The organism is Rhodococcus ruber NBRC 15591, assembly GCF_001894945.1.
GTDB classification, from domain to species: domain Bacteria; phylum Actinomycetota; class Actinomycetes; order Mycobacteriales; family Mycobacteriaceae; genus Rhodococcus; species Rhodococcus ruber.
Genome location: NZ_BCXE01000033.1, coordinates 202497 through 218434, shown reverse-complemented (window position 1 = coordinate 218434; position 15938 = coordinate 202497). Strand labels below are relative to the sequence as shown.

Sequence of the window (15938 nt, the reverse complement as noted above, 5' to 3'; positions counted from 1 at the left end):
TGACGAAGTAGGAGTCCGTCACGTGGAAGTCGAGCGGCGGGCTGGCGAGGATGACGCCGGACAGGCCGCCGAACAGGAAGGTGACGATGAAGCCGACCGAGAACAGCATCGGCGACTCGAACGTCAGGTGGCCCTTCCACATGGTGCCGATCCAGTTGAAGAACTTCACGCCGGTGGGCACCGCGATCAGGAACGTCATGAACGAGAAGTACGGCAGCAGCACGGCGCCGGTGGCGTACATGTGGTGCGCCCACACCGCGATGGAGAGCGCCGCGATCGCCAGGGTCGCGTAGACCAGGCCGGTGTAGCCGAAGATCGGCTTGCGGGAGAAGACCGGGAAGATCTCCGAGACGATGCCGAAGAACGGCAGCGCGATGATGTACACCTCGGGGTGACCGAAGAACCAGAACAGGTGCTGCCACAGCATGACACCGCCGTTGGCGGGGTCGAAGATGTGCCCACCGAGGTGGCGGTCGACGAAGAGGCCGAAGAACGCAGCGGTCAGCAGCGGGAACGCCAGGAGGATCAGCACGCTGGTGATGAGGATGTTCCAGGTGAAGATCGGCATCCGGAACATGGTCATGCCGGGGGCGCGCAGGCACACCACGGTGGTGATGAAGTTGACCGCACCGAGGATGGTGCCCAGACCCATCACACCGAGGCCGAGGACCCAGAAGTCACCGCCGACGCCGGGCGAGTGCAGCTCGCTGGTGAGCGGGCTGTACGCGGTCCAGCCGAAGTCGGCCGCACCACCGGGGGTGATGAAGCCGGCGGTCACGATCGTGGCGCCGAACAGGTACAGCCAGTAGCTGAAGGAGTTCAGGCGCGGGAACGCGACGTCGGGGGCGCCGATCTGCAGCGGCAGGATGTAGTTCGCGAAGGCGAACACGACCGGGGTCGCGTACATCAGCAGCATGATCGTGCCGTGCATGGTGAACAGCTGGTTGTACTGCTCGTTCGACAGGAACTGCAGACCCGGAACCGCGAGTTCGGTGCGGATGAGCAGAGCCATCACGCCGCCGATGAGGAAGAACGCGAACGAGGTGACCATGTACATGATCCCGAGCATCTTGGGATCCGTGGTCGTGATCATCTTGTAGAAGAACGAGCCCTTGGGTCCCTGCCGCGGCGGGTACGGCCTCGCTGCAGCTATCTCCGGGACTGGCTGGGGCGCTACGGCAGTCACTAATCCTCCTGATTGCGCGCTCGACTCGCAGTGCGAGGCGAACGTTCTCTGGCTTGCGCTGATCGAATCGTAGACGGTGCGACCACCGCACGCTCACCGGGTCCTACTCAGTGTCGTACTCGGCCCTCGAGCATACCCACGGGGGTCTGTGACCCACGCAACCCGGGGGCCGTCCACCACCCCCCGCACCTCCCGTTTCCTCCAGGACATAAGGTAAGCGTCTCCTAAGTATGAAGGTCCCGAGAGACGAGGTTCACCGTGCACCCCCTCCCCCTGCGCCGCGGCATCGCCGCGCTCGCGACGACCCTCACGGCCGTGCTGCTCGCCGGCTGCTCCTCCGGCGAGACGGCCGAGCAGGCCCCGGCCACCGCGGGCTTCCCCCGTACCGTCGAGCACTTCCGCGGAACGACCACTCTCGACTCCCCGCCGCTTCGGGTCGTCGCGCTCGACACCAGCTATGCGGATGCGACGCTGCTCCTCGAATCCGAACTCGTCGGTTACGTCGACTACCGCACCGAGGGCCTGCCCGACTACCTCGGTGACACGCGCGAGCAGTTCGCCGCGGACGCGACGTCGGTCGGCGCGGTGTCCGATGCGAGTCTCGAGAAGGTCGCCGCTCTGCAGCCCGATCTGATCCTGTCCGCGGACGTGCGCGACGGCGAGAACTACGACAAGCTGTCCGCCATCGCACCGACGGTGTTCTCCCAGAGCACCGGACCGACCTGGAAGGACAACATCCGGCTCGCCGCGCGAGCCCTCGGCAAGGAGGACCTCGCCGAGCAGAAGATCGCCGACTACGAGGCCCGGGCGAAAGCCATCGGCGACGAGATCAACGCCACGGCCGGCAACCCCACCGTCTCGGTGGTCCGCTTCGCCGGCGAGCCCACCGCCCGCCTCTACCGCACCACGTCGTTCAGCGGCATCGTCCTCGAGGATGCCGGCCTGGCCCGGCCCGCGAGCCAGGGACCCGATCCGGCCGATCCGAGCAGCATCATGAATGCGATCAGCCCCGAACTCATCGGCGAGGCGGATGCGGATGTGATCTTCGTCAGCATGTACCGCGACGGGGAGGGCAAGTCCGAGGCGGCGGCGCAGCCGTTCCTGTCCAATCCGCTGTGGCAGAACCTGCGCGGCCGGAAGGTCGACGTGGACGACAGCCTCTGGATGACGCCGGTGTCCGTCCAGGGCGCGCACAAGATCCTCGACGACCTCGCCGAGGCTTTCGGGGTCGATCCGCACACCAGTTAACCTGGACCGTCCCCTAGACAGGAGTGGTCGTATGCCCGCAGCGTCCCGGTCCCGCGCCGTCACGTGCACCGTCGCCCTCACTGCCGTGGCGGCACTCGGCCTGGCGGGATGCGCGGAGACGACCGACGATCCGGCGAGCAGCATCGTGCGCACGACCACCCGCATCGCCGGGGCTGCCGTCGTCGGCATCGAACGCGACACCACGACCGCGTGCGCGCTACCCAGTCCCCTCGATCCGGGCCAGCCCGCCGGCGGCACCCGATCGGTGATCCACACCGGCGGCATCTCCGAGGTGCCCGTCGACCCGCAGCGGATCGTCGTCCTCGACGCTGCCGCGATGGACGCGGTGTGCGCACTGGGCCTGTGGGAGCGCGTGGTCGGCACGACCACCGACGTCGCCCGTGCCGAGTACCTCGGCACCGGCATCGCCGAACTGCCCTCGGTGGGCGCGACGTCGGCGCCCGACGTCGCGCTCATCGACGGTGCGGAGCCCGATCTGATCCTCGGCTCCTCGGCCGACCCGGAGCTCTACCGCCGCCTCGGCGACGTCGCTCCGACGGTGCTCGTCGGCTCCGATCCGGTGTTCTGGCGGCAGCAGTTCCTCCGCGCCGCAGAGACACTCGGGCGCTCACAGGCGGCCGGCCGAGTGCTCGACGACTACCGCGCCACCGCAACGGACGTGGGCACGGCGACGACCGCGTCACAGACCCAGGCGTCGATCGTGCGGTTCACCGGTGACGGCGCGGTCGTCGAGGGCACCGCGTCGTTCGCCGGCCAGGTCCTCGCCGACACCGGCGTCGCGCGCCCGCCCGCACAGCGGTTCGGTGTGCAGGACGGGAGTGCCGCCGCCCCGCTCGACGAGGACGACCCGGCCGCCGCGGAGGGCGACCTGATCTACGTCCGATTCGCCGGCGAGGACGGCGTCGCACACGGCAGTGAGGTGATGGACTCCGAGGCCTGGCTCGACCTCGGGGCGGTCACCGACAGCCGGCTGTTCGCAGTGGACGACCTCGTGTGGTCCACGCCCGGCCCGGTGGCCGCGAAAGCCGTTCTGACGGACGTACGCAACACCCTCAACGGCTACTCGAACTGAGCCCGACGACCGAATGTCACATGGGTTCGATCACATCGAACCCATGTGACATTCGGTCACAGCGGGTGGGGGATCAGAAGTCCCAGTCCTCGTCCTCGGTGACGACTGCCTTACCGATCACGTACGAGCTGCCCGACCCGGAGAAGAAGTCGTGGTTCTCGTCGGCGTTCGGCGACAGCGCGGACAGGATCGCCGGGTTGACGTCGGTCTCGTCCTTGGGGAACAGCGCCTCGTAGCCGAGGTTCATCAGGGCCTTGTTGGCGTTGTACCGCAGGAACTTCTTGACGTCCTCGGTGAGGCCGGCCTCGTCGTAGAGGTCTGCGGTGTACTGGGTTTCGTTGTCGTACAACTCGAAGAGCAGCTCGAAGACCCAGTCCTTGAGCTCGTCGCGCTCGGCCTGGGTGATCTGCTCGAGTCCGCGTTGGTACTTGTAGCCGATGTAGTAGCCGTGCACCGCCTCGTCGCGGATGATCAGCCGGATCATGTCCGCCGTGTTGGTCAGTTTCGCCCGCGACGACCAGTACATCGGCAGGTAGAAGCCCGAGTAGAACAGGAACGACTCGAGCAGGGTCGAGGCGGCCTTGCGCTTGAGCGGACTGTCGCCCTGGTAGTAGTCGAGGACGATCTGAGCCTTGCGCTGCAGGTTCTCGTTCTCCTCCGACCAGCGGAACGCGTCGTCGATCTGGCGGGTGGAGCACAGCGTCGAGAAGATGCTCGAGTACGACTTGGCGTGCACCGACTCCATGAACGCGATGTTGGTGAGCACCGCCTCCTCGTGCGGGGTCACCGCGTCCGGGATCAGCGACACGGCGCCGACGGTGCCCTGGATCGTGTCGAGCAGGGTCAGACCGGTGAACACCCGCATGGTCAGTTCCTGCTCGTACTCGGTGAGCGTGCCCCATGACGGGATGTCGTTGGACACCGGAACCTTCTCGGGCAACCAGAAGTTGCCGGTGAGACGGTCCCACACCTCCGAGTCCTTCTCGTCCGGAACGCGGTTCCAGTTGATCGCCGAGACACGGTCGACGAGTTTGACGTGGGCGCCGTGGGACGGCGAATGCGCGCGGGGTGCGGAGGTCATCTGTCTTTCCCTACCTGAGTTTCGATGTGTACCGGCAAGATTCGTCACAGCATGCAGGACACGCAGTTCTCCACCTCGGTGCCCTCGAGCGCCATCTGCCGCAGCCGGATGTAGTACAGCGTCTTGATTCCCTTGCGCCAGGCGTAGATCTGCGCCTTGTTCACGTCGCGGGTGGTGACGGTGTCCTTGAAGAACAACGTCAGCGACAGGCCCTGGTCGACGTGCTGGGTGGCCGCCGCGTAGGTGTCGATGATCTTCTCGTACCCGATCTCGTACGCGTCCTGGAAGTACTCCAGGTTGTCGTTGGTCAGGTAGGGAGCCGGGTAGTAGACGCGACCGATCTTGCCTTCCTTGCGGATTTCGATCTTCGACGCCACCGGGTGGATGCTGCTGGTGGAGTTGTTGATGTACGAGATCGACCCGGTGGGCGGCACGGCCTGCAGGTTCTGGTTGTAGATGCCGTGCTCCTGGACCGACGCCTTCAGCGCGCGCCAGTCGTCCTGCGTGGGAATCGCCACGCCGGCGTCGGCGAAGAGCTGCCGCACGCGGGCGGTGGCCGGCTCCCATACCTGGTCGGTGTACTTGTCGAAGAACTCGCCCGAGGCGTACTTCGACTCGGGGAAGCCCTTGAAGTACGTACCCCGCTCGATGGCGAGCCGGTTCGACGCGCGCAGCGCGTGGTAGAGCACGGTGTAGAAGTAGATGTTCGTGAAGTCGACGCCCTCTTCGGAGCCGTAGAAGATGCGCTCGCGGGCGAGGTAGCCGTGCAGGTTCATCTGCCCGAGCCCGATCGCGTGGGAGTCGTTGTTGCCCTGCTCGATCGACGGCACCGAGTAGATGTGGGTCTGGTCCGACACGGCGGTCAGCGCCCGGATCGCCACCTCGATGGTGTGCGCGAAGTCCGGCGAGTCCATCGCCTTGGCGATGTTGAGCGATCCCAGGTTGCACGAGATGTCCTTGCCCACATGGCTGTAGGACAGGTCCTCGTTGAAGGTGGAGGGTGTGGAGACCTGCAGGATCTCCGAGCACAGGTTCGAGTGGGTGATCTTGCCCTTGACGGGATTGGCCCGATTGACGGTGTCCTCGAACATGATGTACGGGTAGCCGGACTCGAACTGCAGTTCCGCGACGGTCTGGAAGAACTCGCGCGCCTTGATCTTCGACTTGCGGATGCGCTTGTCGTCGACCATCTCGTAGTACTTCTCGGTGACGTCGATGTCGGCGAACGGCACTCCGTAGATGCGCTCGACGTCGTACGGCGAGAACAGGTACATGTCCTCGTTGCGCTTCGCGAGCTCGAACGTGATGTCGGGGACGACGATGCCCAGCGAGAGGGTCTTGATGCGGATCTTCTCGTCCGCGTTCTCGCGCTTGGTGTCGAGGAATCGGTAGATGTCGGGGTGGTGCGCGTGCAGGTACACCGCGCCGGCGCCCTGGCGGGCCCCGAGCTGGTTGGCGTAGGAGAAGGAGTCCTCGAGCAGTTTCATGATGGGGATGACGCCGGAGGACTGGTTCTCGATCTGCTTGATCGGCGCGCCGTGCTCGCGGATGTTGCTGAGCAGCAATGCGACTCCGCCGCCGCGCTTGGACAGCTGCAGCGCCGAGTTGATCGAGCGGCCGATCGACTCCATGTTGTCCTCGATCCGCAGCAGGAAGCAGGAGACGGGCTCGCCGCGCTGCTTCTTGCCGGAGTTGAGGAACGTCGGGGTCGCGGGCTGGAACCGGCCCGAGATGATCTCGTCGACCAGGTGGGTCGCGAGCTGCTCGTCGCCGGCGGCCAGGGTCAGCGCGACCATGCAGACGCGGTCCTCGAACCGCTCGAGGTAGCGCTTGCCGTCGAACGTCTTGAGCGTGTACGAGGTGTAGTACTTGAACGCGCCCAGGAACGTCGGGAAGCGGAACTTCTTCGAGTAGGCGTGTTCGAAGAGCTGCTTGACGAACGGCCGGGAGTACTGCTCGAGCACCTCGGGTTCGTAGTAGTTCTCCTCCACGAGATAGTCGAGCTTCTCGTCGAGGTTGTGGAAGAACACCGTGTTCTGGTTGACGTGCTGCAGGAAGTACTGGCGGGCGGCGGCGACATCCTTGTCGAACTGGATCTCGCCGTCGGGTCCGTACAGGTTCAACATCGCGTTGAGCGCGTGGTAGTCGAGGCCCTTGAGGGACTCGTCGATCTTGGCGCTCGCTGCCGGCGCGGCATCGGTGACGGTCACGGTGCTTGCTCCCACTGTGAGTAGACGGGTTCGCCGCGCCCGTAGCCCGACGGCGGCGCAGCGTTGATGGAGTGGACGGGTGGGGTCGCGGTCAGGCCGACTGCAACGACTGCGCCCAGAACTGCGTCAGGCCCTCCCGGACGCGCTCGACGTCCTCGGCGGTACCCATGAGTTCGAACCGGTAGAGGTACGGAACCTTGCACTTCTGGGAAACCACATCCCCGGCGTAACAATAGGATTCGCCGAAGTTGGTGTTGCCGGCGGCGATGACCCCGCGAATCAGCGCACGGTTGTGCGGATTGTTGAGGAACCGGATCACCTGCTTGGGCACGAAATTCGTGTCCCGGCCGGTTGCGGTGGTGCCACCGCCGTAGGTCGGCAGGATCAGCACGTACGGTTCGTGCACCTCGAAGGCGCCGTCCCGGTCGTGCAACGGGATCCGGGTGGCCGGCAACCCCAGTCGCCGGACGAATCGGTGCGTGTTCTCCGATGCGCTCGAGAAGTACACCAACGAGGTCATGGATGTCTCACATCACTTCGCTCGGGTCCGGCGACCGGCCGCAGGGGCGGTGGGTCGGCTCGCGACGGGGTCAGGCAGCGACGGCGAGGGCCTTGATCCGGTCCGGGCGGAAGCCCGACCAGTGCTCGTCGCCGGCGACCACCACGGGGGCCTGCAGGTAACCGAGGGCCATCACGTAGTCCCGCGCTTCGGGGTTCTCCGAGATGTCGACGACGGAGTACTCGATACCGGCCTTGTCGAGGGCCCGGTAGGTGGCATTGCACTGAACGCAGGCAGGCTTGGTGTAGACGGTGATGTTCATGGCTTCCCCTTTTCGGCAACCTGACGACTGACTGCACAGCAGTGCCTCGAGGCCCGTCGTACCACTGCGATCCCGCTTCCCCGAGGGACCGGAAACGATCAAGCCTTCCAGCGCTCTAGACACTACACCTAGTGGCGGACAGAATCATAGAACGCGAGATGTTGTGAGTTACAGCCTTGATATTCCCAGGTCGTCACTCGCCCGCAGCGCTGTCGGGCAGGTGCGGGAGCACGTCCTCGAGGCGCGCCGGCAGCCGTCGTACCCGCGCCCCGGTGGCGTGCCACAGGGCGTTGACGACCGCCGCCGCGCTACCGACGATCCCGATCTCCCCGACCCCGCGCGACCCCATCGGTGTCGCGTGCAGGTCGTCCTCGTCGAGCCAGGTCGCGTCCACGTCACCGATGTCGGCATGGGTGGGGATGTGGTACTCCGCCAGATCGTGGTTGACCACGTGCCCGGTGCGGGCATCGCGGATGCTCTCCTCGTGCAGCGCCATGGAGATGCCGAAGCACATCCCGCCGATCAGCTGCGAACGTGCGGTGCGGGGGTTGACCACCCGCCCCACCGAGAACACACCGTGCATCCTCGGCACCCGGATCTCGCCGGTGTCGACGTCCACCCGCACCTCGGCGAAATGCGCGCCGAACGACTGGATTCGGTAGTGCTCGAGGGCGGGGTTCTCCTCGGCCGTCGCCGAGGCCTCGGCGCCCGGATCCGGCCGGTCACCGTGCCGCTTGCGGAAGGCGTGGGCCGCGGCGACGATCGCGGTGCCCCACGACGAGGTGCCGGAGGACCCGCCGGCGACCGTGGCGTTCGGCAGGGCCGAGTCACCGATCTCGAGGTGGATGTCCTCGGGTCCGCATCCGAGCGCATCGGCCGCGATGAGCGTGAGCGCGGTCCACGCACCGGTCCCGATGTCCGCGGCGCCCGTGCGCACGGTGTAGCGACCGTCACCGTCGTGGCGGACCGTGACCTCGGTGCCGGGGTTGAGCAGGTGCGGATAGCTCGCTGCCGCGACTCCGGTGCCGACGAGCCACCGGCCGTCGCGGCGGGTGCCGGGGGTGCGGTCGGCCGGATCCCAGCCGAACACCCGCGCACCTTCACGCAGGCACTCCACCAGCCGTCGCGACGACCACGGACGTCCGGACTCGGGGTCGACGGGCGGGTCGTTGCGCACTCGCAGTTCGATCGGGTCCAGCCCGCACGCCACCGCGAGCTCGTCCATCGCGACCTCCCCCGCGAACATCCCCGGCGCCTCCCCCGGTGCCCGCATCCAGTAGGGAGCAGGCACGTCGAGGGCGACGATGCGGTGCGAGGTACGCCGATACGGCGCGGCGTACATCCCCCGCGACGACACCGCCGTCTGCTCCGCGTACTCACGCACGTGCGAGGACTGCGAGAAGGCCTCGTGTACCACCGCCTCGAGCCGCCCCTCCCGGCTCGCGACCAACCGGACGTGCGAGACGGTGGGCGGGCGGTACCCGACGTAGCCGAACATGTCCTGCCGGGACACCGCGAACTTGACCGCCCGGCCGGGCAGCAGGCGCGCCGCCATCGCCGCCACGACGTCGTGGGCGTGCGGCGCCCCCTTCGAGCCGAAACCGCCCCCCACGTAGGGACTGATCACCCGCATCTGCTCGGGGCGCAGACCCAGCACGGGCGCCAGGGTGGAGACGACGCCGTGGGTGCTCTGCGTGGAGTCGTACAGCGTCAACGACTCCCCGGACCACACCGCGACGACGGTGTGCGGTTCGAGCGGGTTGTTGTGCTCCTCGGGTGTGGAGTACCAGCCGTCGACCACGACGCCGTCGCGCTCCGCGACCTCGGCCGCCGCGGCGTCGCCCTGCTCCGAGTCGGTGGGATAGCCGCCGTTGGCCTGTTCGGGGGCATAACTGCGCGGATGATCGGGCCGGAACGCGACGTCGTGTGGTGCGGACTCGTACTCGACCTGCACCAGTTCGCTGGCGTGTCGGGCGATCTCGGGTGTCTCGGCCACCACGGCGGCGACGATCTCCCCCCGGAAGGCGACGGCCGGGTCCTGCAGGACCGCGTACTCGGCCTCCGATGTGTCCGCCAGCCGGGGCGCATCCCACGGGGTGAGAACGGCGAGTACGCCGGGCAGGGCCAGCGCCTGGGCGGTCTCGACGCGGGTCACCGTTCCCCGCGCGACGGTCGCCGTGACCGGGACGAGGTAGGCGGGGTCGTCGAACGGATGCTCGTACGCGTAGGGCGCGGCGCCGGCCACCTTGAGCGGGCCGTCCACCCGCGCCGTCGACGTGCCGATCGGGCGCTGGGCCGAGGGGGTCATGCGACTGCCTCCGAGGTGAGTTCGCGCAGCACCGAGACGAGGGTGCGGCGCAGCAGCGGCACCTTGAACTCGTTGCCGTCGAGGGGCCGGGCATCGGCGAGTTCCGCGTCGGCGGCCGCGGCGAAGACAGCGTCGCCGGGGGCGCTGCCCAGCAGGACGTGCTCGGCGCGGTGGGCGCGCCACGGCCGGTGCGCGACGCCGCCGAGAGCGACGCGGCATCCCGTGATCAGCCCGTCGACGATCGTCAGATCCGCCGCCACCGAGACGAGTGCGAACGCGTACGACGCCCGGTCGCGCACCTTGCGGTACGTCGAGACGGCGCCCTCGGGGGCGGGGATCTCGACGTGCAGGATCAGCTCCTCGCGCTCGAGCACCGTGTCGCGCTCGGGGCTGTCGCCGGGAAGCCGGTAGAGCTGCTCGACGGGAACGCACCGTTCCCCCTGCGCGCCGAGCACCGTCACCTCGGCGTCGAGCGCGAGCAGCGCGACCGCCATGTCCGACGGATGGGTGGCGACGCAGTGTTCGGAGGCGCCGAGGACGGCGTGGTAGCGGGTGTAGCCGCCGAGTGCGGTGCAGCCGCTGCCCGGGGCGCGCTTGTTGCACGGGGTCGACGGGTCCCGGAAGTACACGCAGCGGGTGCGCTGGAGCAGATTGCCGGCGGTGGTGGCCATGTTGCGCAGCTGCGGGGACGCCCCGGCCAGCAGGGCCCGGGCCAGGACCGGGTACCGACGGCGGACGATCGGGTGGGCGGCCAGGTCGCTGTTGCGCACGTTGGCGCCCACCCGCAGCCCGCCCTCTGCGGTCTCCGCGACGACGTCGAGCGGCAGACGGGAGACGTCGACGAGCACGTCGGGCGCGGTGACCCCGAGTTTGAGGTGGTCCACCAGGTTCGTGCCGCCGGCGAGGTAGGCGGCGCCCGGGTGGCCGGCGACCGCGGCAACCGCGGCGGCGGGATCGGCGGGCGTCTCGTAGCGGAACGTCTTCACGAGCAGTGTCCTTCCCCGCGCGCGACGTGCCGGAGCGCTTCGACGATGTTCGGGTAGGCCGCGCAGCGGCACAGGTTTCCGCTCATGCGTTCGCGGATCTCGTCGTCGGTCGGCTCGGGATCCTGGGTGAGGTCCGCGGTGACGTGGCTCGGGGCACCCTTGGCCATCTCGTCGAACATGCCGACAGCGGAGCAGATCTGGCCCGGCGTGCAGTAGCCGCACTGGAACGCGTCGCATTCGACGAACGCCTGGGGCAGGTGCGACGGCCCGTCGTCCGAGATCCCGGCGGCGGTGACGACGTCGGCGCCGTCGTGGGCGACTGCGAGCGACAGGCAGCTCACGATGCGCCGGGAGTCGAGCAGGACCGTGCACGCGCCGCACTGACCGTGGTCGCAGCCCTTCTTCGGAGAGTAGATCCCGAGCCGGTCGCGCAGGGCGTCGAGGATCGTGGTGCGCACGTCGACGGTGCAGCGGCGCTCACGGCCGTCGACGCGCAGGGTGATCGTGTGCTCGTGTTCGCCGGGACTGTCGCTCTCGTGCGCCATGGGCTCCTCCGTCGCGATGGGGACTGGCGAGGTATTCCCCGCAGCATGCCCCGGCAATCACGGCCGCGGACGGGAATCGGGCACAGACACCGACGGCCCCGGACCGCGCGCGGTCCGGGGCCGTCCGAGGCGTGATCGGGTCAGGCGTCGACGAGCTCGCGACGCGCGGCGGCAAGCTCGGAGAGCAGCGCGGAGATCTGCCCGGCGACCTCGGCGTTCTCCTTCGGGTGGGCGTCGCCGAACTTGTCGAGGGTGCCGGCGATGGACAGCTGCAGGCCGGTCCGGCCGCCGGCGATGCCGAGCGCCTTGACGGTCTCCTCGAGCGCCCACTTGGCGCCGTTGCCGCTGGGCGAGGCGCTGATCACGGCGACGGGCTTGCCGGCCAGGGCACCGGCGCCGTACGGGCGGGAGAGCCAGTCGATGGCGTTCTTGAGGACGGCGGGGATGGTGCCGTTGTACTCGGGGGTGACGAGCAGGAGGGCGTCGGCCTCGTTCGCCGCGACGCGCAGCGCTTCGGCGGCGGTGGGCGCGCCCGGCTCGCCGTCGAGGTCCTCGTTGTAGAAGGGCACCTCGCCGAGGCCTTCGTACACGGCGACCTCGACACCCTGCGGCGCGACGGCGGCCGCGGTCTCGGCGAGGCGGCGATTGACGGAGGCGGAGCGCAGGCTGCCGACGAGAGCGAGAACGCGGGTCTGGGACATGGGAGTGTTCCTTCGATTCGGGTGTCCGGGTCTGACGCCACTATAAACGGACTGCGGTCCACTTATGTTCCCGGGCGGTACTGTGACGTGGTGGACATTCCGCTGCTGCCGCTCGCCGGGGACGAGAGCGTCGAACGATGCGACGCCGCCCGCAACCGGCGCCGGCTCCTCGAGGCGGCCTCGCTCCTCGTCGCCGAACGCGGCGTCGACGCGGTCACGATGGATGCCGTCGCCGCCCGCGCCGGGGTCGGCAAGGGCACCGTCTTCCGGCGCTTCGGCTCCCGCGCGGGACTCATGCGTGCCCTGCTCGACCACTCCGAACAGGCACTGCAGCAGCAGTTCCTCACCGGTCCCCCGCCCCTGGGCCCCGGCGCCGATCCCGTCGACCGGCTCGTCGCGTTCGGCCGGGCCCGCATCCGCCTCGTGGAGGTGCAGGGCGAGGTGCTGCGGGCCGCCGAGAGCTCCGCCGAAGCCCGGTTCAACGCCCCGGCGCGCGCGGTGAGCCTGACCCACATCGAGTTCCTGCTGCGCACCGCGGGGGTCGACGGCGACCTGCCGCTGCTGGCCCAGTCCCTGTTCGCCCCCCTCGAGGCCACCCTGGTCCTGCATCAGTGGCGCGATCTCGGGTATTCGCTCGACCGGCTCGCCGACGGGTGGGCGGACCTCGCGCGCCGCGTCGTCACGGCACCGGCCGCCGCCGGGCGGACGGTACGGTGACCGGCATGCTGCGGACGCTCGGGCTCTCGGTGCTCCTCACCCTGGCGGCGACGACGGCCGCCTGCGCGGGCGACGGCGCCGCCACCGCGCCCCAGGACCCCGCCGTGCTCACGGGACGCGCCTTCGTCTCCACCGCGGTGTCGGGCCCACCGATTCCCGGCGGCGGACCCCTCGTCGTGGAGTTCCCCGAGTCGGGCCGGATCGCCGCGACCGCCGGCTGCAACCGGTCGGTGGGCGCGGTCGATCTCGCCGACGGGGTGCTGCGCGCCGATCGGCTCGCCAGCACCCTCATGTCGTGCCCGCCGCCGATCGACGGCGCCGACACCTGGCTGTCCGACCTGTTCGCCGCGCAGCCGCGCTGGCACCTCGACGGCGACGTGCTGACCCTCGACGGCGGCGACGTGTCCGTCTCACTGCTCGACCGCACGGTCGCCGACCCGGACCGTCCCGTCGTGGGCACGCAGTGGGTGCTCACCGAGCTCGTCACGGCCACCGCGGTCTCGACCTCCCGGGTCCTCGAGAAGGCCGCGCCCACGCTGACCGTCGCCGCCGACGGCACGGTCTCGGGCAGCACCGGCTGCAACCGGTTCACGGGCAACGCCGCCGTCGGAGACACCGCGTTGACGTTCGGGCCGCTGGCCACCACCCGCGCGGCGTGCCCCGACCCGGAGCTCGCAGACATCGAGTCGGCCGTCCTGGCCGTGCTGTCGGGCGAGGTGCGCTACACGGTCGAGGGCGCGCAGATGCGACTGACCGCCGCGGACGGCGTCACCGGTCTCGGGTACACCGCGCGCTGACGAGCCGGTTCAGTACCGCTCCACCAGCCACTGCGCGAGTTCGCGGGCGCTGGCGTCGACCCTGGCCGGCCAGTCCAGCGCGCTCTCGTCCGCGTGGTCGCTGACGTGCTTGACCAGCCGGCACGGCGCGCCCATGCGGGACGCGGCGAGAGCGATCGCGAAACCCTCCATGTCGACGAGGTCGGCGCGGGCGGCGAGCGCGTCACGCACCTGCGCGTCCGAGACGAAGGAATCGCCCGTGGCGAGCACCGTCCCGTCGCCGTCGTCGAGCTCGAGTACGTCCTCGACCGGATAGCCGAGGCTGCGCAGCACCTCGCTGCTGATGTCGTGGTTGATCACCGCCGACGGCAGGTAGAGCCCGCCGTGGTGCACGTGCAGCGCGCCGGCGGTCCCGATGTTGACCACCGTCGGCGGGGTCCCGAGCCGGTGCCGGGCCAGCGCCTCGGTCACCGCGACGGCTGCGTGCACCTTGCCGATGCCGGTGATCACCGTCTCGTAGCGCGCCGGGACGTGCGCTGCCTCGGACTTCGTGGCGGCGACGACGAGGATCTCGGTCAACTCTTCTCTCCCAGCGCGAGGGTCGCGAGCGCCGCCCGGTGCAGCGCCCGCCCGTACCCTGCACCGTAGCCCGCCGCGTGCACCGCCAGCGGATGCAGCTGATGCATCGGCACGCGCTCGCGCCACCCCTCGCGCAGCGGGCACGTGGCGTCGTAGGCCGCGACGATCTCGTCGAAGTGGGGGCAGCCGAACAACTCCAGCATCGCCAGATCCGTCTCCCGGTGACCGCCGTGCGCCGCCGGGTCGATCAGCACCACACCCGCGGCGGTCCACAGCACATTGCCGTTCCACAGGTCACCCTGCAGGCGGGCGGGCGACTCGTCGTCGTCGAACTCGCCGGCGGCGACGCGCGCGCAGGCCTGCTCGATGTCCGGCAGCTGCGCCGCGGTGACGCTGCCGGCGTCGACCGCGATCCGCAGGAACGGCGCGACCCGTTCCGCCACGTAGAACTCGCCCCAGCTCGCGTGGACGGTGCTGCTCATCGGGCGCTTGCCGATGAACAGCCGGCCGTCGAATCCGTCCGGTGGGCAACCGAACCCGCCGGCGCCCGCAGCGTGCATGCGGGCGAGGCGCGCACCGAACCCCCGGGCCGCGGCGACGCTGGGGGCCACCTCGGTCAACCGCTCGAGATCGATGTGGTCCGCCGCGACCTCGCGGACGGCGACGACGGACATGCCCGCGGCCGCGAGCCAGGCCAGCCCTGCGGCCTCTGCCCGGAAGAAGTCGGGGTGGGCCCCGGCCCGGTGCTTGCGGAAGCGGTCGCTGCTCATCGTCACGAGTGTGCCCGCCGCGCGCCGCGCATGTCACCCGAGCACACCGCCGGACGTCCCGCTAGGGTTCGAACGATGACGAACCTTCGCGCGCAGATCATCGAGGAACTCGGCGTCCGGCCGACGATCGACCCCCAGGCGGAGATCCGGTCCCGCGTGCAGTTCCTGAAGGACTACGTCGTGTCGAGTTCCGCCAAGGGATTCGTTCTCGGCATCAGCGGCGGCCAGGACAGCACACTCGCCGGCCGCCTCGCCCAGCTCGCCGCGGAGGAACTGCGCGCGGAGGGCCACGAGGCCGAGTTCGTCGCCGTGCGACTGCCCTACGGCGAACAGTCCGACGAGCACGACGCGCAGGTCGCGATGGAATTCATCGGCCCCGACCGCTCGTTGCGGATCAACGTCAAGCCCGGTGCCGATGCCTCCGCCGCCGAGGCCGGGCAGGCCATGCACGAGATCTACGGCAACGGGTCGCAGCTGAGCGACTTCGTGCGGGGCAACATCAAGGCCCGTGAGCGGATGATCCTGCAGTACGCGATCGCCGGTCAGCTCGGGCTTCTGGTCGTCGGGACCGATCATGCAGCCGAGGCGGTGACCGGGTTCTTCACCAAGCACGGCGACGGCGGGGTGGACCTGACCCCGCTCACCGGCCTGACGAAGCGGCAGGGCGCGGCCCTGCTCCGCGAACTCGGGGCTCCCGACAGCACGTGGCAGAAGGTCCCGACCGCGGATCTCGAGGAGGATCGGCCCGCCCTTCCGGACGAGGTGGCCCTGGGTATGACCTATGCGGAGATCGACGACTACCTCGAGGGCAAGGACGTCACCCCGGCGCTCGCCGAGAAGCTCGAACGGACGTACCTGAACACCCGCCACAAGCGGACCGTGCCGGTGTCGCCGCTCGACACCTGGTGGCGCTGACG

The 15938-nt window shown here is 69.2% G+C and carries 16 protein-coding genes; 5 read left to right on the top strand and 11 right to left on the bottom strand.

The window, feature by feature from the left end:
- Window positions 1-1186, bottom strand: a 1186-nt coding sequence (locus tag RR3_RS19960) for a cbb3-type cytochrome c oxidase subunit I (protein WP_072786542.1), incomplete at its 3' end; no start/stop codon positions are given.
- Window positions 1187-1444: 258 nt separating this feature from the next.
- Here RR3_RS19960 and RR3_RS19955 point away from each other — a divergent pair.
- Window positions 1445-2434: an ABC transporter substrate-binding protein gene (locus tag RR3_RS19955; RefSeq protein WP_010594633.1), complete on the top strand. Its 990-nt coding sequence runs from the start codon at window positions 1445-1447 to the stop codon at window positions 2432-2434.
- Between the two features lie 31 nt (window positions 2435-2465).
- Window positions 2466-3527, top strand: coding sequence for an ABC transporter substrate-binding protein (locus RR3_RS19950; protein WP_017680838.1), 1062 nt, complete (start codon window positions 2466-2468; stop codon window positions 3525-3527).
- A gap of 73 nt (window positions 3528-3600) precedes the next feature.
- Here the strand turns inward: RR3_RS19950 and nrdF are convergent, their stop codons facing one another.
- From nrdF to RR3_RS19910, 8 genes are all read right to left on the bottom strand, one after another.
- On the bottom strand, window positions 3601-4608 hold the full coding sequence (gene nrdF, locus RR3_RS19945) for a class 1b ribonucleoside-diphosphate reductase subunit beta (protein WP_017680839.1): 1008 nt from the start codon (window positions 4606-4608) through the stop codon (window positions 3601-3603).
- A 44-nt stretch (window positions 4609-4652) separates the two neighbouring features.
- Window positions 4653-6818 carry a class 1b ribonucleoside-diphosphate reductase subunit alpha gene (gene nrdE, locus RR3_RS19940; protein WP_017680840.1) on the bottom strand — a complete coding sequence of 722 codons (2166 nt, stop codon included), beginning with the start codon at window positions 6816-6818 and terminating at the stop codon, window positions 4653-4655.
- Window positions 6819-6909: 91 nt separating this feature from the next.
- Window positions 6910-7338, bottom strand: coding sequence for a class Ib ribonucleoside-diphosphate reductase assembly flavoprotein NrdI (nrdI, locus tag RR3_RS19935; protein ID WP_010594637.1), 429 nt, complete (start codon window positions 7336-7338; stop codon window positions 6910-6912).
- Between the two features lie 70 nt (window positions 7339-7408).
- Entirely contained in the window at window positions 7409-7639 is a 231-nt protein-coding gene (locus RR3_RS19930; RefSeq protein WP_003936942.1) for a redoxin NrdH, read from the bottom strand.
- A gap of 193 nt (window positions 7640-7832) precedes the next feature.
- Window positions 7833-9947: a xanthine dehydrogenase family protein molybdopterin-binding subunit gene (locus RR3_RS19925; protein ID WP_064066106.1), complete on the bottom strand. Its 2115-nt coding sequence runs from the start codon at window positions 9945-9947 to the stop codon at window positions 7833-7835.
- Window positions 9944-10933: an FAD binding domain-containing protein gene (locus tag RR3_RS19920; protein WP_010594639.1), complete on the bottom strand. Its 990-nt coding sequence runs from the start codon at window positions 10931-10933 to the stop codon at window positions 9944-9946. The genes RR3_RS19925 and RR3_RS19920 overlap by 4 nt, the downstream gene beginning before the upstream one ends.
- Entirely contained in the window at window positions 10930-11478 is a 549-nt protein-coding gene (locus RR3_RS19915; protein ID WP_010594640.1) for a 2Fe-2S iron-sulfur cluster-binding protein, read from the bottom strand. The genes RR3_RS19920 and RR3_RS19915 overlap by 4 nt, the downstream gene beginning before the upstream one ends.
- A 140-nt stretch (window positions 11479-11618) precedes the next feature.
- Entirely contained in the window at window positions 11619-12179 is a 561-nt protein-coding gene (locus RR3_RS19910) for an NAD(P)H-dependent oxidoreductase (protein ID WP_017680842.1), read from the bottom strand.
- A gap of 87 nt (window positions 12180-12266) precedes the next feature.
- On the opposite strand from RR3_RS19910, the gene RR3_RS19905 reads away from it, so the two are divergent.
- Window positions 12267-12896, top strand: a complete 630-nt coding sequence (locus RR3_RS19905) for a TetR/AcrR family transcriptional regulator (RefSeq protein WP_017680843.1) — start codon at window positions 12267-12269, stop codon at window positions 12894-12896.
- 5 nt (window positions 12897-12901) lie between these two features.
- Window positions 12902-13693 carry an META domain-containing protein gene (locus tag RR3_RS19900; RefSeq protein ID WP_026137785.1) on the top strand — a complete coding sequence of 264 codons (792 nt, stop codon included), beginning with the start codon at window positions 12902-12904 and terminating at the stop codon, window positions 13691-13693.
- Window positions 13694-13702: 9 nt separating this feature from the next.
- Here RR3_RS19900 and RR3_RS19895 read toward each other — a convergent pair whose 3' ends face one another.
- Window positions 13703-14251: a nucleosidase gene (locus RR3_RS19895; protein ID WP_017680845.1), complete on the bottom strand. Its 549-nt coding sequence runs from the start codon at window positions 14249-14251 to the stop codon at window positions 13703-13705.
- Window positions 14248-15021 (bottom strand): fructosamine kinase family protein, encoded by a 774-nt coding sequence (locus RR3_RS19890; protein WP_064066105.1) that lies wholly within the window; start codon window positions 15019-15021, stop codon window positions 14248-14250. The genes RR3_RS19895 and RR3_RS19890 overlap by 4 nt, the downstream gene beginning before the upstream one ends.
- Before the next feature lie 75 nt (window positions 15022-15096).
- Here RR3_RS19890 and nadE point away from each other — a divergent pair, with 75 nt between their 5' ends.
- The gene (nadE, locus tag RR3_RS19885) at window positions 15097-15936 is read left to right on the top strand and encodes an NAD(+) synthase (RefSeq protein ID WP_010594646.1); all 840 of its coding nucleotides are present in this window, start codon (window positions 15097-15099) and stop codon (window positions 15934-15936) included.
- Window positions 15937-15938 lie beyond the last annotated feature (2 nt).